This is a genomic window from Pseudomonas pichavaramensis (genome assembly GCF_050473265.1).
Classification (GTDB): domain Bacteria; phylum Pseudomonadota; class Gammaproteobacteria; order Pseudomonadales; family Pseudomonadaceae; genus Aquipseudomonas.
Genome location: NZ_JBJKFJ010000011.1, coordinates 100,473 through 120,760, shown reverse-complemented (window position 1 = coordinate 120,760; position 20,288 = coordinate 100,473). Strand labels below are relative to the sequence as shown.

General features: G+C 65.3%; 13 protein-coding genes. 4 read left to right on the top strand and 9 right to left on the bottom strand.

Annotation, left to right across the window (positions count from 1 at the left end):
- Positions 1 to 2: 2 nt before the first annotated feature.
- The 7 genes from ACJRW5_RS18255 to ACJRW5_RS18225 form a co-directional block, all read right to left on the bottom strand.
- On the bottom strand, positions 3 to 1,319 hold the full coding sequence (locus ACJRW5_RS18255; RefSeq protein WP_484571909.1) for an HlyD family type I secretion periplasmic adaptor subunit: 1,317 nt from the start codon (positions 1,317 to 1,319) through the stop codon (positions 3 to 5).
- The gene (locus ACJRW5_RS18250; protein ID WP_484571982.1) at positions 1,316 to 3,073 is read right to left on the bottom strand and encodes a type I secretion system permease/ATPase; all 1,758 of its coding nucleotides are present in this window, start codon (positions 3,071 to 3,073) and stop codon (positions 1,316 to 1,318) included. The genes ACJRW5_RS18255 and ACJRW5_RS18250 overlap by 4 nt, the downstream gene beginning before the upstream one ends.
- 166 nt (positions 3,074 to 3,239) lie before the next feature.
- Positions 3,240 to 3,809 (bottom strand): heme acquisition protein HasA, encoded by a 570-nt coding sequence (locus tag ACJRW5_RS18245; protein ID WP_484571908.1) that lies wholly within the window; start codon positions 3,807 to 3,809, stop codon positions 3,240 to 3,242.
- Between the two features lie 70 nt (positions 3,810 to 3,879).
- Positions 3,880 to 6,549, bottom strand: a complete 2,670-nt coding sequence (locus ACJRW5_RS18240; RefSeq protein WP_484571907.1) for a TonB-dependent receptor — start codon at positions 6,547 to 6,549, stop codon at positions 3,880 to 3,882.
- A 128-nt stretch (positions 6,550 to 6,677) separates the two neighbouring features.
- Entirely contained in the window at positions 6,678 to 7,640 is a 963-nt protein-coding gene (locus ACJRW5_RS18235) for a FecR family protein (protein ID WP_484571981.1), read from the bottom strand.
- A 97-nt stretch (positions 7,641 to 7,737) separates the two neighbouring features.
- Entirely contained in the window at positions 7,738 to 8,250 is a 513-nt protein-coding gene (locus ACJRW5_RS18230) for an RNA polymerase sigma factor (RefSeq protein WP_484571906.1), read from the bottom strand.
- Between the two features lie 60 nt (positions 8,251 to 8,310).
- Positions 8,311 to 9,171 (bottom strand): LysR family transcriptional regulator, encoded by an 861-nt coding sequence (locus ACJRW5_RS18225; protein WP_484571905.1) that lies wholly within the window; start codon positions 9,169 to 9,171, stop codon positions 8,311 to 8,313.
- Between the two features lie 108 nt (positions 9,172 to 9,279).
- Here ACJRW5_RS18225 and ACJRW5_RS18220 point away from each other — a divergent pair, with 108 nt between their 5' ends.
- Entirely contained in the window at positions 9,280 to 9,705 is a 426-nt protein-coding gene (locus tag ACJRW5_RS18220; RefSeq protein WP_484571904.1) for a VOC family protein, read from the top strand.
- Positions 9,706 to 9,735: 30 nt separating this feature from the next.
- Here the strand turns inward: ACJRW5_RS18220 and ACJRW5_RS18215 are convergent, their stop codons facing one another.
- Complete coding sequence (locus ACJRW5_RS18215) at positions 9,736 to 12,618, bottom strand: EAL domain-containing protein (protein WP_484571903.1); 2,883 nt, start codon at positions 12,616 to 12,618, stop codon at positions 9,736 to 9,738.
- 320 nt (positions 12,619 to 12,938) lie between these two features.
- On the opposite strand from ACJRW5_RS18215, the gene ACJRW5_RS18210 reads away from it, so the two are divergent.
- Both ACJRW5_RS18210 and ACJRW5_RS18205 read left to right on the top strand, forming a co-directional pair.
- On the top strand, positions 12,939 to 13,646 hold the full coding sequence (locus ACJRW5_RS18210) for a DUF1266 domain-containing protein (RefSeq protein WP_484571902.1): 708 nt from the start codon (positions 12,939 to 12,941) through the stop codon (positions 13,644 to 13,646).
- Positions 13,643 to 16,318, top strand: coding sequence for a DUF805 domain-containing protein (locus tag ACJRW5_RS18205; protein WP_484571901.1), 2,676 nt, complete (start codon positions 13,643 to 13,645; stop codon positions 16,316 to 16,318). The genes ACJRW5_RS18210 and ACJRW5_RS18205 overlap by 4 nt, the downstream gene beginning before the upstream one ends.
- Here the strand turns inward: ACJRW5_RS18205 and ACJRW5_RS18200 are convergent.
- The gene (locus ACJRW5_RS18200) at positions 16,307 to 17,986 is read right to left on the bottom strand and encodes an Hsp70 family protein (RefSeq protein ID WP_484571900.1); all 1,680 of its coding nucleotides are present in this window, start codon (positions 17,984 to 17,986) and stop codon (positions 16,307 to 16,309) included. The genes ACJRW5_RS18205 and ACJRW5_RS18200 overlap by 12 nt on opposite strands.
- 118 nt (positions 17,987 to 18,104) lie before the next feature.
- On the opposite strand from ACJRW5_RS18200, the gene uvrD reads away from it, so the two are divergent.
- Positions 18,105 to 20,288 (top strand): DNA helicase II, encoded by a 2,184-nt coding sequence (uvrD, locus tag ACJRW5_RS18195; RefSeq protein WP_484571899.1) that lies wholly within the window; start codon positions 18,105 to 18,107, stop codon positions 20,286 to 20,288.

Below are 20,288 nucleotides of genomic sequence, written 5' to 3'. Positions count from 1 at the left end.
GCTCAGTCTTCCGCCAGGGCCAGGTGAGTGCGGTCGAGCAGCGGTTTGAACAGGTAGTTGAGCAACGAGCGCTCTCCGGTGCGCACGAAGGCTTCCACCGGCATGCCGGGACGGATGCGCAGGCCGCCGAGCTGCTGCATGCCTGCGTCATCCACGCGGATGCGCACGGCGTAGTAGGCTTCGCCGCTGCGCTCGTCCTCCAGGCGATCAGCCGAGACCAGTTGCACCGTGCCCGGCACCCGTGGCGTGGTGCTCTGTTCGAAGGCGCTGAACAGCAGTTCTACCGGCAGGCCGGCGTGCACCTTGTCCACCAGCGCCGGACTCAGCCGGCCCTCGACCAACAGCGGCTGGTGCTCAGGGACGATCTCCATCAGCGCCTGCCCGGGCGCCACCACGCCGCCCTCGGTGAACACGCTGAGGCCCACCACCTGGCCCGCCGCTGGCGCACGCAGCACCAGCTGCTGCAGTTCGACATCCAGGCCCGCCAGACGATGACGCAGTTCTTCACTGCGAATCTGCGCCTCGGCCAACTGGCTGCGCACCTGCTCCTGAAATTGCTCTCGGCGCTGCCCGGCGCGCAGGCGCAACTCGGCGATCTGCCGCTGCAACTGGCCGATACGACCACTGTCGTCCGCCACCAGCCCGAGCAGCTCGGCACGCTGGCGCTCGACATCGAGCAGGCGATTGCGCGGGATGTACTGCTCGGCGGCCAGCTCGCGCAGGCCCACCAGTTGCTCGTCGAGCACCTGCAACTGCGCCTGCTTGCTGCTGCGTAGCGCTCGCAGGCCACCCAGCTGCGCTTCGCTACCGGCGAGGTTCTGCGTCAGCCCATCAAGCTCCAAGCGCAGCGCCTGCTGGCGGCTGGCGAACAGCTGTCGCTGTAATTCCAGACTGGCACTGACCAGCGCATCATCAGCGCGCGCCAGCAGCCAGGGATCGAAGTCGATGTGCTCGGCCGCATCACGCTCGGCGGCCAGGCGGTCGGCACTGGCGCGGCTGCCAATCAACTGCGCGCGCAATGCCTCGGTCTGCGCCCGCAACGTCTGGTCGTCCAGCTCCAGCAGCGCCTGGCCCGCCTGCACCGAGTCACCATCGCGAGCCAGGATGCGCCGCACAGTGCCGCCAACGGGATGCTGTACCGCCTGGCGATTGCCGCTGACCATCACCGTACCGCTGACCGGCACGCCGCGATCCAGCGGCGCCAGCGCGGCCCAGGCGAGAAAGCCGCCGAAACCGACCAACAGCAACCACCAGCCCAGACGCGTCGGCGCCCCGGCATCGACGGCATGCAGTGCGTGAACAGGAGCCGGCGCACTCATTGCTGGCCTCCCGGCTGGGCGCCATAGCTGATGCTCAGGGTCGGCGCGACACGCCGCACCGGCGCGCTTTGCGCTGCGGGACGGGCGCTCTGCTGCAGATCCTGCAAAACCCGCGCGGCCGGGCCGAAGGCCTGCATCTGGCCGGCGCGCAGCACCAGCAATTGATCGGCACCTTTGAGCAGCGTCGGGCGATGGCTGACCAGTACCAGCGTGCGACCCTGCTCACGCAGGCGATCGAGCGCGGCCAACAGCGACTGCTCGCCGGCTTCGTCGAGGTTGGCGTCGGGCTCGTCGAGCACGATCAGCGCCGGCAGGCCGTAGACCGCCCGGGCCAGACCGATGCGTTGCTTCTGCCCGCCGGAGAGTCCGGCGCCACCTTCGCCCAGGCGCGTGTCGTAACCCTGCGGCAGGCGCAGGATCAGTTCGTGCACGCCGGCCATCTGCGCGGCGGCGATCACCTTGTCCGCCTCCACCTCGGCGAAGCGGGCAATGTTCTCGGCGATGCTGCCGGCGAACAGCTGCACGTCCTGCGGCAGGTAGCCGAGGTGCGGGCCAAGCGCCTGTTTGTCCCACTGCTGCAGGTCGGCGCCGTCCAGGCGCACCTTGCCCGCCAGCGGCACCTGCGCCGCCACCAGCAGACGCGCCAGGCTGGACTTGCCGCAGCCGGACGGCCCCAGCACGACCAGGCGCTGGCCCGGCTCCAGGGCGAAGCTGACCCCCGCCAGCACCGGCGCGCGCGCCCCCGGCGCACACGCCGACAGCTGCTCCACGCGCAGCTCGCCACGCGGCGCCGGCAGGCTCATGCCGCTGGTTCGCGTCGGCTGCGCCTGGAGCAGGTCACGCAAGCGCTGGTAGGCCTGCTGCGCACCGCTCCACTGCTTCCAGGCGCCGATCAGCTGGTCCAGCGGACCGAGCACGCGGCCGGTGAGGATGGAGCCGGCGATCATCATCCCCGGGGTGATCTGTCCATCCACGGCGAGCAACGCGCCCAGGCCGAGCATCAGCGATTGCAGGGCCAGACGCACGCCCTTCGAGGCCGCGGCAAAGACCGAACCCAGCTCGCTGGCGCGATTCTGCAACTGCAGAAAGCGCCCGTGCTCGGCCTGCCAGCGCTGGCGCAGGCGTGCCAGCATGCCCATGGCTTCGCTGGCTTCGGCGTTGCGCAGCTGGGCACTGGCCGCCTGGGTCGAGTGGATCGCCAGTTGTCCGGCCTCGGCCAGGGGCGCGCGGGTCAGCCACTGGTTGGCCCAGGTCAGCACCAGCAACAGCGCGGCACCGCCCAGCGCCAGCCAGCCAAGCCAGGGATGGAAGAGAAACAGCACCGCCAGATAGAGCGGGAACCAGGGCGCATCGAACAGGGCGAACAGCGCATTGCCGGTGGCGAACTGGCGCAGGCTGGTCAGATCGTTCAGCGGCTGCGCGCTGCTGCCGCGTGCGACCCGCAGGCTGGCATCGAAGGTGGCATCGTAGACCCGCCCGCCCAGCTGCTGGTCGACCTGCGCGCCGAGACGGATCACCACCAGGCTACGCACCCACTCCAGCAGGCCCGTGAAGGCATACAGGCCGAGCACCATCAGCGTCAGCATGGCCAGGGTCATGTGGTTGCCCGAGGCCAGCACGCGGTCGTAGACCTGCAGCATGTACAACGCCGGGGCCAGCATCAGTAGGTTGATCACCGCGCTGAACGCGCCGATGCTGACGAAGCCACGCCGGCAGGACGCCAGCGCGGCGAGGATTTCATTGCAGGGTTGCATGCCTTCGAGCCCCAGGAACGCCGCCTGCCGTGATTGACGCAGCAGGCCACGCTTGTCGAGAATTCGTGCGACCACCGTGGCGCGAGTTGTTCAGGCCAGCACCACGGCGGTCGTTGCCGGCGGCCGGGAGAGCGATCTCCCCGCCGCCTTTTTCATCACCGCGCGATCAGGCCGCCAGGGCCAGGTCGTCGACCAGCTCCGGTACGCCAACTGTTTCAGCCGAGCCAGTGCTCAGCGGGCCGGCTGCCAGGGCAGCGGCGACCACGTCGAAGGTGTCGTCGGTGGAGACGCCGTAGTCGTCGAGGATGTCGTTCAGCTGTGCTTCCAGTTCGCTGGTGTCACCGCTCATCAGGGCGTAGATGGTGTCGTGCACGTCGCTGCCGCTCAGGCCCAGACCGTCGAAGCTCGCCTGCTCATCGAGCAGGTGGTAACCCGTGCTGCTATCCCGATAGAGGTAACCACCCAGATCGACACCATCCAGATCACCGGACAGTACGTGGGTGGTAATGTCATAGTTCAGCGTACCTTCGGCAACAAACGCACCGGTGCTCTCGTACCCGGAGATGGCGTATTGCGTGCCGCTCAGGTAACCCGGATAGAAACCACCGGTGTTACTGCCCTCGTTGACGTTGCCACTGGTGTGGTTGTTGTCAGCGAAGGTCAGCTCCCAGGCCGAGAAATAGCTGCTGAGCGAGCTGCTCGCATAGGTGGCGCTGTAGGAAATGGAAAGGCTCATGGGTTGATCTCCTATCGGTGTCATTCACGGCCCGCTAACGGGCCGCGATTCGCTCGGGATGAGCAAATTCTCAGAACTGATACTCGACACTGCCGGTCAGGGTTCTGCCGCGGCTGAGGGTGAAGGCATATACGTCGCCCAGCGGCACCAAGTAGGCGCGGTCGAAGGCGTTCTCCAGCGACAGACTCACACGAGTCTGCGCAGTGGCCTGGTAGCCGGCGAAGAAGTCGTACACCACATAGGACGCCCAGTCCGCCGGGTAGATGGCCTCGAGATTGCGCTCGGAGTAATCCTCGGTGTAACCCTCGCTGTAACGGATACGTGCGCCCAGATCCAGCTTACGATCCAGCCAGCGGCTACCCAGCACCAGCGCACCGCGATCCATCGGCATGTACTCGGAGCTACCCATCAGGCCGCCGCAACTGACCAACGAGTTGGCGTCATCGTCCGGGATCGAGATGATGCCGACGCCCGGCACGAAGCCGTAGCGCTCGGCACCGCCGAGATAGGCATTCTTCGAGCAGTACTCGTTCTTGCCGATCATGTGGGTGTAGGTGAGGTCGGCGTAGAAGCGCCCGTTGTCGTAATTGGCCTGGTATTCGACACCGCGAAAGCGTGTCGAAGTCAGGTCGTTGACATGCGCCACCGTACCCAGGGTTGCGCCGGTGCCGAACCCTGGAATCTGTCGGTTGATGGCCATGTAGGTGAAGTTATCCACACGCGTATCGAAGTAGGCGACCTTGATACCCAGGCTGTCGTCCGCTTGCAGCAAGCCCTGGCGGAAAACGTTGAAGCCGACCTCCCAGGCGCTGGAACGCTCAGGTTCAAGATACGGGTTGGGATACATCCACTCACCACCACCGCCATGCGGCCGCCCGTAGATCAGCGTTTCCGTCACCGCTGGCGGCCGCCAGCCCTTGCCATAGCTGGCGAAGAACTGCAGCCAGTCGAGCCCCGGCTTGATCGCCAGACCGAAGGTCGGCGAGAAACGCCCCTCCTCGCGGTCCACGTCGAAAGTCAGCGCCTCCTGAGTAAAAGTCGCAGGGGGACTAAAGCGGCGGATGGTCATGCCGGTTTCGCCCTCCAGCCGATAGCGGTCATAGCGCAATCCGGCGCTAGCCGTCAGCCAGTCGTCATAGTGAAACCGCAGCTCGCCGAACACGCTGGCCATACCGCGCTTGCCAGACGGCGTCATGCCTTCAACATAGGGAAAGGAAACGGCCGCACTCTCGGCCTGCTGATCCGATTTGGGCCTGACTTTGTCCTGAAACAGCTCTGCACCGTAGTTGAAATCCAGGCCGCTGAGCTGACCGAGCGTGAAGCTGGACGTGTTCTCCAGCTGTAGGCCGACGGTGCGCGTACGGTATTCGATCTGATAGGCCGGCGAAGTGCCACGCGCCAGGTTGTTCTGCTCGTTGCGGTTGTCGACGAAGTACAGCTTGCCTGTGAAATCGATCAGCGGATTTTCCGGATCGTAGCTGTAGTCGAGGGCCAGGTTCTGCGAGGTCACTTCGCTGCTGCCGAGCTTCTCCCAGAGCCGATCACCGCTGACGCTCATCAGGTTGGCATCGTCATAGGAGACCTCCGTGCGCAGATAGCTCATCTGCAAACGCTGCGTCTCGTCGAGATTCAAGCCGAACTTGGTCAGGAACGAGCGCATCTCGTTGGCGGAATAGTCGACCGTGGAGTTCTTCAGGCGCTCGGTTGCATCATTGGCCGTCCCCGCCTGGGTACGGATTTCGCCGATACGTCCATTGGAGCCCGGCTCGTAGTTGCCCAGGTTGCGTTCGCTGCCAGCCAGCAGGACATCCCAGGTGTCGTTGCCGAAGGCGAATACGCCGCTGCCGATGAAATGAGTGCCGTTACCCAGACCACCGAGGCCGCTGGTTGCACGAAGCCGACCACCCATCTCCTTGTCGTCTCCCAGAAAGTCGCTCGCTTCCACAGTGCGGAACTCGGCAACACCACCAATAACCCCTGCGCCGCCCAGCCCGGAACTGGCCCCCTTGCTGATCACCACCCCCGACAACAGCTCAGGATCGATGTACATGGTGCCGTTGCGTTGCTGATGGCCGCTCTGTTGGTAGTTCTGACGCATGCCATCGATGTTCATGTTGACCCGGCCGTAGTCCTGGAGACCGCGAATGTTCACCGACAGACCCGGGTCCTGCTGACTGACTGCGGTGTAAACACCAGCGGACTGCTCAAGCATGTCAGCGGCGTGGTGAGGCGGAGTGCGGTCGATCTGCTCCCGATCGATCACCGCCACCGAACGCGGCTGTAGATAGGTTTCCTGGCGCTCGCTGAGCTGTCGGCCCTGCACGGTGGTGGAGTGCAGTTGTAGCGCCTGCTCATCGTCCAGCTCGCGCCGGGTCAGGGTGACCCGTTGCGCTCCGTCGAAGCGGAAGTCCACCGGCGCATTGCCCAGCAGCCGGCGCAGCGCTTCGTCGAGCGGGTAGCGTCCGTTCAGCGCCATGCTGTCGAAACCCTGCAAACGCGCACTGTCGAAGAACACCTGCACGCCGGCCTGCTCGGCGAACGCCAGGGCGGCGCGGTCCAGTGGCTGGGCGGCGATATTGAATGGCATCACCTGACGTTGCGCGGTCGATGCCGTACCCGCCGTTTCGGCGGCGCCGACATGGCTGCTCAGCGCCAGGGCCACGCCCAGCGCAACCCCGCTGAGCAGCAGGGAAGAATGACGATGCGCAGCAGGAGGTACTGCAGAACTGCGATGACTCACGACGAACTCCGAAATACTTATTGTTGGTAATGAAAATCACTAACAACAAGGACGCACAAGCCGGAGAAAGTCAGTAAGAAAAAACTGAAAAAATTTTTACGACGCCGCTCAGGCGTTCGGGCAGTCGTTCAATAGATCAGGCTGAGACCCAGCAACTGCGCCTGCTGCAGGTGCATTTCCCGCACCAGCGTGGCGAGCGCATCGTCGAGTGCATCCAGGCGGAATACGCCGCTGACCTCGCGCTGTGCCAGCGCTTCATCGCCGATCATGATGAGGCCCGGGCGGTAGCGGTTGAGCTGCTCGACCACCTGTGCCAACGGCATACGGTCGAACACCAGCAGGCCACGCTGCCAGCTGGTGGCACGCTGCAAATCGAGCGCCGTGCGACTCATGCCGCTGGCGTCGTAATGCAGGCTGTCGCCCTCCTCCAGACGCTGCTGCTGGCCTCCGGCAGTGACCTGTACGGCATGCTCCAGCACCGCCACCAGGGCGCCATCGCTATCGTCGCGCTGCACCAGAAAACGCGTGCCCAGCGCCTGCGCGGTACCGCCTGAAGCCGCGACCACGAAAGGCCGATCGGCCTGCGGCGCGACCTGGAAGATTGCCGCGCCAGCCAGCAGTTCGACCCGGCGCTGGCCGGGCGAGTAATCCAGGCGAATGGCACTGGCGCTGTCGAGCGTGACTTCGCTGCCGTCGGCCAGGGTCAGGCTGCGCACCTCACCCGTTGTCGTACGCTGGTCGGCCAACAATGGCAGCAACAGGCGATCACCCTGGCTCAGGCCAAGCCCGCCGAGCAACAGCGCCAGGCAGGCGGCCGCGCTCCAGCGACGCAGACGCGCATGACGCCGCGGGTGACGAACCACAGCCACAGGCGTGGCACGCCGCGGCGCAGGCCCATCAGCCGACACGCTCCCCAGCGCCACCCAGGTACGCTGCGCGAAGGCCAGCGCCTCGACATGCCGGGTGTCGGCCTGCAGCCACTGCTGCAATGCCTCACGCCGGGCCTCATCGAGTGCTTCGTCGGCGAGCAGCACCGCCCACTCGGCAGCCACCTGGCGAATGCTGCGCTCCTGCGCATCTTGGCTAATCACGCTCACTGTCGATTCTCGTTATGGGTCGTTGCGGCCGGCCGAATGGTACCCGCCTGATGTAATGACGTGCGACGCGGGTGTTTACCGTAATGCGCGCTCATCTCTGAGCATCCGTTTCCTGCAGTCGTTCCATCACGTGGGCCAGAGCGCGGGCCAGGTGTTTCTGCACCGAACTGTCGGATATACCCAGCTCGCGTGCCACCTGGGCATGGGTCAGGCCTTCGATGCGATTGAGCCGGAAGATTTCCCGGGTACGCAGCGGCAGCTCGGCGAGGGCCTGCTGCAGGCGCTCGACGCTCTGCCGGGCGGCAGTGATGTCATCCAGCGAACTGCCACCGGCCTCGATCGCCTGCAGCACCTCCTCGCCGGCCAGGTCGGTCTTGCGCCGTACCAGCTGACGCTGGTGGTCGATCAGCAGGTTGCTGGCGGTGCGATAGAGATAGGCCGGCGAGTTGTCGATACGCTCGCCAGTGCCCTGCTCGGCCAGGCGCAGGAAGCTTTCCTGAGTGAGGTCAGCCGCCAGCTGCGGGTCGCGGCTCTTGCGCAGCAGGAAGCTGTGCAGCGCCTTGGCGTGCTTCTGGAACAGGCCTTTGAGATCCAAGTCCGACACACGTACATCCCTGGTCTTGGGCAGAAGGAGGCAGCATCTTATTTTTATTGAGAACCATTTTCAATTTCTTGCAGTGAGACAGTCGAGCAGACAATCCAGCGCCGGCTGCCGCTGAGCACGCCGTACCAGAGCAACCAGCGCGCGGTGAAAGGTCAACTCACCCAGCTCGATCATCCGCAAACGCAGCGGCCGTTGCAGCCACAGGCCAGCACGCGGCACCAGCGCCACGCCCATGCCGTTTTCCACCAGGCGCACGATGGCTTCCAGCTCGTCGAGCTCTAGCGCCTCACGTACCGTAAGGCGCTGCTCGCGGAGGAAGCGACTGACCTGGCGGCCGCCGAACGAGGCGCGGTCGTAGCGCACGAAAGGCTGCTCGGCGAGCAGGTGCAGCGGGTCATCGCCGGCTACGTCGAGCGGTGCAATCAGCACGAACGGCTCACGCGCCAGCGGCACTTCGAGCAGCTCCTTGGGCAGGGCGAAGGGCGGACGGATCAGCAGCGCCAGATCCAGTTCGCCAGCATCCAGCTGGCTGAACAGCTGCAGTGAAACGCCCGGCACCAGCTTCAGCTCGACCCGTGGCGCCAGCTGGCGAAAACGCGGCAGCGCCTCCGCCAGCAAGCCGGTCTGCAGGGTGGCGATAGCACCCACGCGCAGCTCGCCGAGCCATTCACCGGCGCCCGGCGGCTGCGCCATCTGGCTGTACAGCACGAGCATCTGCTCGGCCAGCGGCAGGGCGTGCCGGCCGGCGGCGTTGAGCACCGCGCTACGCCCGCTGCGGTCGAACAGGCGCACGCCGAGTTGTTGTTCCAGCACGCGCATCTGCGCGCTGACCGCTGACTGCGTGAGGCTGACCTGCTGCCCGGCAGCGGCGAAGGTACCAAGGCGAGCGACGGTGACGAAGGTCTTCAGTTCACGCAGCATCCGCGCCTCGACTGATCAAAATTTATTGAGCTTGCCGGCAAGGATATTCGCTTTCGAACAATTCTGTTGTTGTTAGGCTGGCAGAAAAACCAACAGAGGTATTCCGTGATGGCCTTGGCTCCCTTTCACCTGGCGATTCCCGTTTACGACCTGGCCGCGGCGCGGCATTTCTATGGCGAGGTGTTCGGCTGCGCCGAGGGCCGCAGCAGCGAGCACTGGGTCGATTTCGACTTCTTCGGCCACCAGTTGGTGCTCCATGAGGCGCCGAAGATGGCCTATCAGGAAGCCGCGGTGAGCAATCCGGTGGACGGCCACGATGTACCGGTGCCGCACTTCGGCGTGGTGCTCGGCTGGGACGACTGGGAGGCGCTGGCCGAGCGTTTGCGCAGCCGCGAAACCGCCTTCGTCATCGAGCCCTATGTGCGCTTCAAGGGCCAGGTCGGCGAGCAGGCCACCATGTTCCTCCTCGATCCGTGCGGTAACGCCCTGGAGTTCAAGGCGTTCAAGGACATCGGTCAGCTGTTCGCCAAGTGAGCATCGGCCGCGCCCGGCTCGGGCCACGTCTCAATCGAGGGGATTGTCGATCTGCGTACGCAGTAACTCGGCAAAGGCCTGGGCCTCCACCGGGCGGCTGATCAGGAAGCCCTGAATCTCGTCGCAGCCCTGGCTCTTGAGATAGTCCATCTGCGCCTGGGTCTCCACGCCCTCGGCGACGACCTTGAGTTCCAGGCTGTGCGCCATGGCGATGATGGCGCGGGTGATTGCCGCATCTTCGCCACCCGGTGACAGGTCGCGAATGAAGGTCTGATCGATCTTCACGTAGTGCACCGGGAAGCGCTTGAGGTAGCTGAGCGAGGAATAGCCGGTGCCGAAATCGTCGATCGCCAGCTTCACGCCCAGGGCGCGCAACTGCTGGAAGGTCACGATAACGCTCTCGACGTTGTCCAGCAGTTGGCTCTCGGTCAGCTCCAGTTCCAGATACTGCGGCGCCAGGCCGGTCTCCTCGAGCACCTGGCGCACCAGGCTGGTGAGGTTGCCCTGGCGCAGCTGATGCACCGAGATGTTCACCGACACGCGAATCTCCGCCAGCCCCTGGCGCTGCCACTCGCACGCCTGGCTACAGGCCCGGCGCAGGACGAACTCGCCGATCGCGGTAATCAGCCCGGTCTCCTCGGCCAAGCCGATGAACTCCCCAGGCGGTACCAAACCCTGCTGCGGGTGGCGCCAGCGCACCAGTGCTTCGGCAGCGTTGAGCTGGTCGTCGGCCAGGTTCAGCTTCGGTTGGTAGAACACCTCCAGCTGCCCCTCCTCGATCGCCTTGCGCAGCTGGTTTTCCAGCTGCAGGCGCTCCAGGGTGCAGGCCTGCAGGTTGTCGGTGAAGAACTGGAAGGTGTTACCGCCCAAGTGCTTGGCATGCTGGACGGCCATGTTCGCCTGGCTGATCAGCGCGCTGATTTCCCGGGCATAGTCCGGCAACAGGCTGATCCCCAGCGATGCGCTGACCACCAGCTCATGACCGCCCACGCTCATCGGCACGCGCAGCTTGGCCAGCAGACGACTGGCCACCCGCGCCAGGCTGGAGAGGCTGCCATAGACATCGAGGACGATGGCGAACTCGTCCCCGGACAGCCGCGCGATGCAGTCGGCCTCCGGCACGTTGTGGGTCAGACGGCGGGTGATCTGCCGCAGCAACTGGTCGGCGACCTCATGGCCAAGGCTGTCGTTGAGCAGTTTGAAACGGTCCAGATCGATATGCATCAGGGCGATGCTGCGGCCACTCTGCCGGGCACGCTGAGCGGCCTCGTGCAGGCGCTCGCGAAACAGCGTGCGGTTGGCCAGGCCTGTCAGCTCGTCGTAATGCGACAGATAGCGCAGGCGCTCTTCGGCTTCACGCCGCGCGCTCAGGTCGGCGAAGAAGCCGACGATATGACTGGGCCGATCCGCGCTGTCGCGTACCAGATTGAGCTGTAACCACTGCGGATAGAGTTCGCCGCTCTTGCGCGTCTCGGTCAGCTCGCCCTGCCAGCTGCCACTGACGTCCAGTTCCTCTTTGATCTGCAGGTACTGTCGGCGCATCTCGTCACTACCGAGCAAACTGCTGACCCGCTGCCCGAGCACCTCTTCGCGGCAATAACCGGTCACACAGCTGAAGGCCCGATTCACCGCCAGCAGCCGGTACTCCGCGTCGAGGATGAAAATGCCCTCGCTGGCCGCTTCGAACACCATGGCGGCCAGGCGCTGCTGTTCCTCCTGCTGACGCCGTGCGCTGACATTGCGACGAGTACCGAGCATGCGCAGCACTCGCCCACTGGAGTCGCGCTCGACCGCGCGGCCACGGTCCTCGACCCACACCCAGTGGCCCTCGGCATGGCGCACGCGGTACTCGACGTGATAGTCCTCGCTGCGCCCCTTCATATGCTCGAGCAAGGCGCGGCGCAGCGTCGGCAGGTCGTCGGGATGCAGCCGAGGGCGCAGATCACGCAGCATTTCCCTGACCTGCTCGGGGTCGAGGCCGAACAACTCACGCAGGTGCGAGTGATGCACCTGATCGCTTTGCAGATCCCAGTCCCAAAGCCCCAGCTCACTGGCCTCCAGCGCCAGGGCCAGGCGCGCCTGGCTCTTGCCCAGCGCGTGCGTGGCTTCGTCCAGCTCCAGGGTACGCTCGGCCACACGCATCTCCAGCTCGCCATGAGCCCCTCGCAACTCGCGCTCGGCCCGACGACGCTGCTCCACTTCACGGGCCAGTTCTTCGTTCAGCCCCTCGGCCCGCTGCTTGGCCTGTTCGAGGTTGGTGATCAGCGCCAGATTGTGGAAACGCTGCAGCAGGCTGCGCTGCACCAGGCGATTGACCTGCCAGGCCACGATCAGCAGGGTCAGCAAGAGAATCACGCTGATCAGCCCCCAGCCACGCTGCAGGCTGTTGTCGCTCAACAGCAGGAAGGCCGCCGACGGCAGCAGACAAGGCAAAGCGAAGGTCAGGAAAGCCGGCAGGCTGACGGCGTAGGCGACACTGGCGGACAGAATCGCCGCGGCAATCAGCCCATACACCAGGACCTGCTGAAAGAACACGTCGGCGGGAACCAGGGCGATTACCGCAAAAGCCAGACTCAGGCCCGAAGCACCGGCACCCAACAGAAAAACGCGCCGCCAGTAAGGCTCTGCCTGTCGTCTTGCCGGGGCATCGTTGAACGCTTTCACCTGGGTCAGACGCAACAGCGCCAACAGCACCACCCAGACCAGCCAGGCGACCAGCAGCGAGGCACTCTGCTGCTGCCAGAGCAAAGACGTGCAGGCCAGGCCGACCAGCAACATCAACAGCGTGGGCAGACGCGAGCCCTGAAACAGCAAGCGCGTACGCTCGACGGCAATGTCAGTGGCGAACTGACGTGCAGCCTGATGCGGGTCCAGCGTCACCTCTTGGATTACGGCGCTAGTCGTGGCGGTCATAGGCGATGTTCTTGTAATGGTGCCTAAGGGCGTGCTTCGCACCTGGCGCGGCGGCGGCAGCCCTGACGTGGCGGCAGAATACCCGAGACAGACGCAGTGCCCAACCGGGATGTGGACAATTTCACAGCCTGGCGTCCAACTTTCGCCGGACGCCACGAACTGACGCCGCACCCTGGCCGCAGCAGGGCGGATGCAGCCGGCTGACCTACCGGTCGTCGGTTGAGCGCTTTCGCCCAGGACTCCCGCGAGGCACTTGCAGCGCCCTGCCCACAGCTCCTAGGATGGCGCCCTCCCGCTCAAGGAAGAATGGCCCTCCGCCCATGGATGAACTGCAACGACGCTGGCTCTTCGCCCTTTCCGCACCGATGGTGGCGATCAATGCCCGCTACGACGCCCGCTACGACCTGCCGAATTTCTATCCGGACAACGAATTCGTCGACCTGACCGAGTCCTGGGACATCGCCGATCGCCCGGCCCTGCTGGCGATGATCCAGCGCATGACCGACAACGGCCATGCCAGCGATCTGAGCGGTGCCTACTGGGACAACGCGCGCCTGCTGCCAAGCGAATGGCAGAGGCTGGTCGACAGCCTGGATGCCAGCCAGCAGGTCGCCTACCGCTACGTCGCCGATACCATCCTGGTGTGCGGCTCCGGCGGCATTCGCGCCTGGGACCTGGGGCGCATGAGCTTCCTCGCCCGCATCGGTCAGCTCAACGGCTGGCTCAGCCTCGAGGAAAACCTCTGGCTGCACAGCCGTCTGGGCCTGCGGGCGCGCTACTACTACCAGAACTGGCAGAGCTACCTGGCCGGCTTTCTCATCGGCCGCAGCTACTGGAGTTGCCTCGGCCACGAGCAGGCAGACGAACTGGCGCTGTGCATCAGCCGCCAGGGCAGCAACCCGACGCACGTCGCGCTGGCCCGCGAGCTGGTGATGAACCCGGCGGCAGGACTGGACGACCTGCACTGGGACCTGGAGCTGGATCTGCCGGAAAAACCTGAATCGCTGGAGGCGTTCGACTGGTCATGAGTTGCTGGGAACACCTCGGCATCGAGCCGACAGACGATCAGAACGCCATTCGCACGGCCTACCGCACACGCCTGCCCGAGGTCCATCCGGAGCGCGACCCCGAAGGCTTCCAGGCGCTGCGCGGGGCCTACGAGGATGCCCTGCGCCACGCGCGCGGCGAGGCCAGCGAAGCGGCCGCAATGCCCAGCGCCAGCGAACAGGCCGTACAGCAGTTCGCCGAGCTGCTGCAGGATGCCGGCCGGCGCTTTCGCCCCGAGGCCTGGCAGGACTACTGCCGGTCGCTGGACCAGCTGCCGCTGGACGTGCTGGAGAGCATCGACGGCTCGCTGCGCCACCTGCTGCTCAGTAACGGGCCGTTGTCGCACCGCTGCGCACGGCTGCTGACCGAGCGCATGGCCTGGGCCAACCGCCTGATGCAGCTACCCTTCGAAGAAGCCGAGCCGCTCGACCAGTTGCTGCAGCGCATTGCCGAACCCGACCCGTTCGACCTCGCCACCCTCCGCGACTGGCCGAGCGTGGCGCAGGTGGAGAACCTCTGGTACGTGCGCACCCTCGAGCACCTGTTCCAGAACCGGCCGCTGCAGGAGTTCCGCGGCTGGAGCTCCCTGCACCTGTGCCTGCCGATGCCCGCCGATCCGGCCTACTACCCGCATCTGTACCGTCAGTGCACCCTGGCCGGCGTGGCCCTCAGCGGTGCCCTGGAGCACTACCAGGCGCGTCACGCCGAGGAGCCGGACGATCTCGACATCCTCTACCTGCTGGCGCTGCAGAAACAGCACCATGACCAGGATGCTCTCGACCTGTGGGCACGCCTGTGGCTGGAACGCGAGATGCCCGAAGCGGCCGCCTGGCTGCTGGCGTGGAGCGCCTACCATGCACCGGAGCACCTGCCCCTGCTGATCATGGCCTGCGACCGCAGCCAGCAGGACCTGGGCCGACAGTACGCCCTCGACGACAACCGCCTGAGCGATGCCGAGCCGGCGCAGAGCCCGCAGACCCTGGCCCGCTGGCTGCGAGCGACCGACACCAACCTGCCGGCCCTCGCACGCACCTTCGTCGCCTGGCAGCTGGGCGACAGCGAATGGCCGTTCCTCGCCGAACTGTTCAGCGCACTGGATACGCCGCTGACCCGCCTGTATCGCCAGGCCTGGCTGCTACAGCGTGGCGAGGCGGCGGACATTGAGCCGCTGCTGAACCTGGCGGCCGATGAGCACCCGCTCGGCGTCATCGTGCAGCAAGGCTTCGTCTACCTGGCCGGGCAACAGCTGCAATGGCTGCGTGAATCGCCCGCCGTGCAGGCACTGCAACATGCGCTGGCGACGCCCGGCGCGGCCTTGCCCCAGGCCCTGTGCGACAACACCGTCGCCCGCGCGCAGATGCTGAGCTGGCTTCGCCGCCTGCGCCATTACGACAACGCCACGCTGCAAAGCCTGTGCAGACTACTGGCGCCGATCGAGAACTGGCACAAAACCTCCTGCTTCGAACTGCAACTGACGCTACAGCAGTCCGGCCGCAGCCTACCGGCAGTACCTGACGAGCTGGCCGCACGCTGGCGCTGGCAATGCCAGACGCTGCTGTTGCTGGGCTTGATGGAACAGCCGGAAGGCTGGCTGGAGCGCCTGGGCGACAACCTAGCGAGGCTGCCCACCGATCCCGCACACCCGGCGCATGAAGTGAAGGCGCAGTTGCTGGCCGCGGATACGCCATGGCACTGGGTACTAGAGCTCGACGAGCGGGATGTCCTGCAGAGGCTCATAGCCAGCGAGCTGGTTAGTCCAGAGATTCTGCTCAACCCCTTGCGACTGCCGTCGGCGGCGCGCATCGAGGCCTGCGTGCAAAGGTATGGTCATGAACTGCACAACGATCCCGTTGGCCAGATGCTGCTGGATGCCGCGCTTTATCACGACCCAACACTGGGACAGAAGCAACACGACGAGGCCCTGCAACGGCTGAAGGGCTTCACCTGTGCCGAGAAGTGGTTCGAACCCTTTCGTCAGGGTCTGATCAAGGGCAACCCACAGGCGCTTTCACAGGGGGTGTGCCGGGACAATAAGCTGGAATATGCCGTCATACAGGCTGTATTCGAAGCCATGCGCGAGCTGTTCGGCGACAAGCACCCGCAGCTGCCGCGCACCGCCGTGATGCGCAAACTGCAGAAAGCCAAGGACAGCGACGCCACAGCTCTAGCCACACGCCTGACCCTGGCCCTGCTGTTGTCGCGCTGCGAAGGCCTGCTACCGCAACCCGAGCAGACTTCTGGGCGGGCAGCGCAATGGCAGTTCTGGCGCCTGGGCGGTCGTCTGAACCGCCTGAATCTCATCTTGCAGACCTTGTGCCTGGCAGGCGTGACATTACCGCTGATCGTCGCCACCGACGAACTAAGCGGCGACCTGGCCTTGGGAGTACTAGGTATTGCAGTGCTGGTGCTGATTGGCAACCTGCTGCGCCGCCTGCATGACATGAGCCGCGGCATCGGAACCCTGCTGATGCTGCTGAGCGGCAGTTTCTTGCTGCCCTACATGCTGTTAATACTTTTCGTCTGGCCGGGTGATCCACTTGCCAACCGCTACGGCTTACCGAGCGGTGCCGCAACGCCTAGGGTGAAGTCTCTGCAAGCGCAATTGCGACGCCTGAACAACGGCAGACAGGCACTGCCGAAATCAGAACCTTAGCACTTCGAGCTGTTGCTCCAGGCGCTGCCGCGCGGCGGTGATCGGCTGCTCCTGCTGGGTGCCGAGTACGTTCTGGAACTCGTCCAGCCACTGGCCGATCTGCTCGCGCTCGGCCCCCAGGGTCTGCATCCAGGCGCGTTCCAGGCGTGCCAGCAGCGTGCGGTTGGGCAAGGTATCGCGCGGGTGGATCTTCAACCCGGCCAGGCGTGCCTGGCTGGTGGCCCGTGCCTCGGCACTCAGGCCGGTGGGGCTGCGGTCGATCACATGGCCGTGGCGCTGGCCGTTCTCCAGGGTCACGTCCACTTCCAGCAGGCCGTTGATGTCGTAGCTGAAGCGCACATCCAGTGCCTGCACCTGCCCGGTCTGGACCAGCTTCACCTCGAAGGCATCGACGAAGATGTTATCGCGCACCCAGGGGCGCTCGCCCTGGTAGACCTCGATGCGGATGTACTCCTGCTGCGCGTGGGTGGTGTAGTAGCGCTGCACCCGCGAGGTCGGGATCACCGTGTTGCGCTCGATGATCGGTGAGAAGGCGCCGGGCTGCTCGTCGCTGCGGCGCGAGGCGATCCCCAGAGTATAGGGGCAGACGTCGGTGAGGATGACTTCCTCGATGGCATGGTCGCGCGCCTTGCAGGCGGCCTGGGCGGCGGCGCCGAGGGCGACGATGGTGTCCGGGTCGAGGTGCCGGTAGGGCAGACGGCCGAACAGGGTCGCCACCAGTTGCTGCACCGCACTCATGCGCGTGGCGCCACCGACCAGCACCAGGCTGTCGAGGTCACGCGGATTGAGCCGCGCATCGCGCAGGGCCTGCTCGATCGGCTGACGCAGACGGGTCAGCAGCGGCGTCCAGATCTGCAGGGCGCGCGCCTCGTCCAGCTGCCACTGGCGACCCATCCAGTCCAGCGTCTGCGGACCGTCGGCGAGGCGCCGCTTGAGTTGCTCCAGGGCATCTTCCAGGCTCGCCAGCGCCTGGCTGTCCAGCGCGCTGCGCGCCAGTTGCCAATCGTCCAGGCAGGCCCCGAGCAGAGCTTCGGTAAAATCTTCGCCCCCCAGGAAGTTGTCGCCGGTAGAGGCATGCACCTCGATCAGCGGCAGCGCGTATTCGAGCACGGTGACGTCGAAGGTGCCGCCGCCCAGGTCGAAGATCAGGGTGCGCTCGAACTGCTGCTCGTGCAGGCTGTAGGCCATTGCCGCGGCAGTCGGTTCGTTGATCAGGCGCTCGACGCGCAGCCCGGCCAGCTCCGCCGCGAACACCGTGCGCTTGCGCTGTTCATCGCTGAAATAGGCGGGCACCGAAATCACCGCCGTGCTCACCGGCATGCCGAGGTGAGCCTCGGCATCGGCCTTGAGCGAGCCGAGCACCAGCGCCGAGAGTTCTTCCGGGGTGAACTGACGGTTGCCCAGCGTGAAACGCTTGTCGCTGCCCATGTAGCGCTTGAATGCCGCCACGCTGCGCAGTGGATGAGTGGTCAGCCGGGCACGGGCAGCGCTGCCGACGAGGATGCTGCCATCTTCGTCCAGGCTCACCGCTGAGGGCGTGAGGACCTCGCCGAGGGCATTGGGAATAAGCTCCGCACGCCCCTCGCGCCAAACGGCGATGAGGCTGTTGGTGGTGCCCAGGTCGATGCCCAGCAGGGGACTTTCCATGGCGTGGGTACCGGTAGACATCGGCGTAACGACTCCTTCAGATCCTTTGAGAGGCGCAGTCTACTCCGCGCGCAGGCCTCGGCAAACCGCCTGGTCAACACGGTTTGCCCTCCCCTGTCCGGCCCCCTAGAATGCCGCGATGCAAAATGACCCCGAACTCCTTCTCGCTTCGCTCAACGACGCCCAGGTCCAGGCCGTGGCCGCTCCGCTCGGCCGCCAACTGGTGCTGGCTGGTGCCGGCTCCGGCAAGACCCGCGTCCTGGTGCACCGCATTGCCTTTCTGATTCAGGCGATGGGCGCTTCGCCTCATTCGATCCTCTCGGTGACCTTTACCAACAAGGCCGCCGCCGAGATGCGTCACCGCATCGAAGACATGCTCGGGCACAGCCCGGCCGGCATGTGGGTCGGCACCTTCCACGGCCTGGCCCATCGCCTGCTGCGCGCGCACTGGCAGGAAGCCGGCCTGGCCGAGAACTTCCAGATTCTCGACTCCGACGATCAGCAACGCCTGATCAAACGGGTGATTCGCGACCTCGGTCTGGACGAACAACGCTGGCCAGCCAAGCAGGCGCAGTGGTTCATCAACGGGCAAAAGGACGAGGGCTTGCGCCCGGCGCACATACAGGCCGGCGGCGACCTGTTCCTGGCCACCATGCGCGGCATTTACGAGGCCTATGAAGCGGCCTGCGCACGCACCGGGGTGATCGACTTCGCCGAGTTGCTGCTGCGCGCGCTCGACCTCTGGCGCGACAAGCCGGGCCTGCTCGAGCACTACCAGCGGCGCTTCCGCCATATCCTGGTCGACGAGTTCCAGGACACCAACGCCGTGCAGTACGCCTGGCTGCGTTTTCTCGCCAAGGGCGGCGACAGCCTGATGGTGGTCGGCGACGACGACCAGTCGATCTATGGCTGGCGCGGCGCGAAGATCGAGAACATCCAGCAGTTCTCCAGCGACTTCCCCGACACCCAGATGATCCGCCTGGAGCAGAACTATCGCTCCACGGCCGGCATCCTCAAGGCCGCCAACGCCCTGATCGCCAACAACAACGGGCGCCTGGGCAAGGAGCTGTGGACCGACGGCGGCGACGGCGAGCCCCTGGCGCTGTACGCCGCGTTCAACGAGCACGACGAAGCGCGCTACGTGGTCGAGAGCATCGAGGACGCCCTGCGCAAGGACGGCCTCAAGCGCAGCGAGATCGCCATCCTCTATCGTTCCAACGCCCAGTCGCGGGTGCTGGAAGAGGCGCTGCTGCGCGAGAAGATTCCCTACCGCATCTACGGCGGTCAGCGCTTCTTCGAGCGCGCCGAGATCAAGAACGCCATGGCCTACCTGCGCCTGCTCGACGGCCGCGGCAACGATGCCGCGCTGGAGCGCATCATCAACGTGCCGGCGCGCGGTATCGGCGAGAAGAGCATCGAGACCATTCGCGAATACGCCCGCGCGCATGATGTGCACATGTGGGAGGCGATCCGCCTGATGCTCGCCAACAAGGTCTTGCCCGGCCGCGCTTCGGGTGCGCTAAGCGGCTTTATCGAGCTGATCGAAGGCCTGGCGGAAAAGGTCCTGGCGATGCCCCTGCACCAGATGACCCAAGTGGTCATCGAGCAGAGCGGCCTGCTCGCCTATCACAAGGCGGAAAAAGGCGAAAAAGGCCAGGCCCGGGTGGAAAACCTCGAGGAACTGGTTAGCGCCGCGCGCGCCTTCGAGAACGACGAGGACGAAGAGCTAACGCCGCTGCAGGCCTTCCTCACTCATGCCTCGCTGGAGGCCGGGGACACCCAGGCCGCCGAGAACGAGGACAGCATTCAGTTGATGACCCTGCACAGTGCCAAGGGCCTGGAATTCCCGCTGGTGTTCCTGGTGGGCATGGAAGAGGGTCTGTTCCCACACAAGATGAGCCTGGAAGAACCGGGCCGACTGGAAGAAGAACGCCGCCTGGCTTATGTCGGCATTACCCGTGCCATGCAGAAGCTGGTGATCAGCTACGCCGAAACCCGGCGTCTCTACGGTAGCGAAACCTACAACAAGGTATCGCGCTTCGTCCGCGAAATACCCGCACCTCTGATTCAGGAAGTACGCCTGAACAACAGCGTCAGCCGCCCGGTGAGCACCGGCTCGCTGGGCGGTGGCAGCCTGTTCGAAGGCAGTGCCGTACCGCAAACGCCCTTCAGCCTGGGCCAGCGTGTACGCCACAGTCTGTTCGGCGAAGGGACCATCCTCAACTTCGAGGGCGCAGGCGCGCAGGCGCGGGTACAAGTGAATTTCGAAAACGAAGGCAGCAAGTGGCTGATGCTGGCATACGCCAAGCTGGAAGCCTGTTAG

What these genes read in the sequence shown, in the direction of transcription:
- ACJRW5_RS18255 (WP_484571909.1), bottom strand. Translation starts at nt 1,319, where the DNA reads ATGAGTGCGCCGGCTCCTGTTCACGCACTGCATGCCGTCGATGCCGGG.
- ACJRW5_RS18210 (WP_484571902.1), top strand. Translation starts at nt 12,939, where the DNA reads ATGGATGAACTGCAACGACGCTGGCTCTTCGCCCTTTCCGCACCGATG.
- uvrD (WP_484571899.1), top strand. Translation starts at nt 18,105, where the DNA reads ATGCAAAATGACCCCGAACTCCTTCTCGCTTCGCTCAACGACGCCCAG.
- ACJRW5_RS18220 (WP_484571904.1), top strand. Translation starts at nt 9,280, where the DNA reads ATGGCCTTGGCTCCCTTTCACCTGGCGATTCCCGTTTACGACCTGGCC.
- ACJRW5_RS18245 (WP_484571908.1), bottom strand. Translation starts at nt 3,809, where the DNA reads ATGAGCCTTTCCATTTCCTACAGCGCCACCTATGCGAGCAGCTCGCTC.
- ACJRW5_RS18205 (WP_484571901.1), top strand. Translation starts at nt 13,643, where the DNA reads ATGAGTTGCTGGGAACACCTCGGCATCGAGCCGACAGACGATCAGAAC.
- ACJRW5_RS18200 (WP_484571900.1), bottom strand. Translation starts at nt 17,986, where the DNA reads ATGTCTACCGGTACCCACGCCATGGAAAGTCCCCTGCTGGGCATCGAC.
- ACJRW5_RS18225 (WP_484571905.1), bottom strand. Translation starts at nt 9,171, where the DNA reads ATGCTGCGTGAACTGAAGACCTTCGTCACCGTCGCTCGCCTTGGTACC.
- ACJRW5_RS18250 (WP_484571982.1), bottom strand. Translation starts at nt 3,073, where the DNA reads ATGCAACCCTGCAATGAAATCCTCGCCGCGCTGGCGTCCTGCCGGCGT.
- ACJRW5_RS18215 (WP_484571903.1), bottom strand. Translation starts at nt 12,618, where the DNA reads ATGACCGCCACGACTAGCGCCGTAATCCAAGAGGTGACGCTGGACCCG.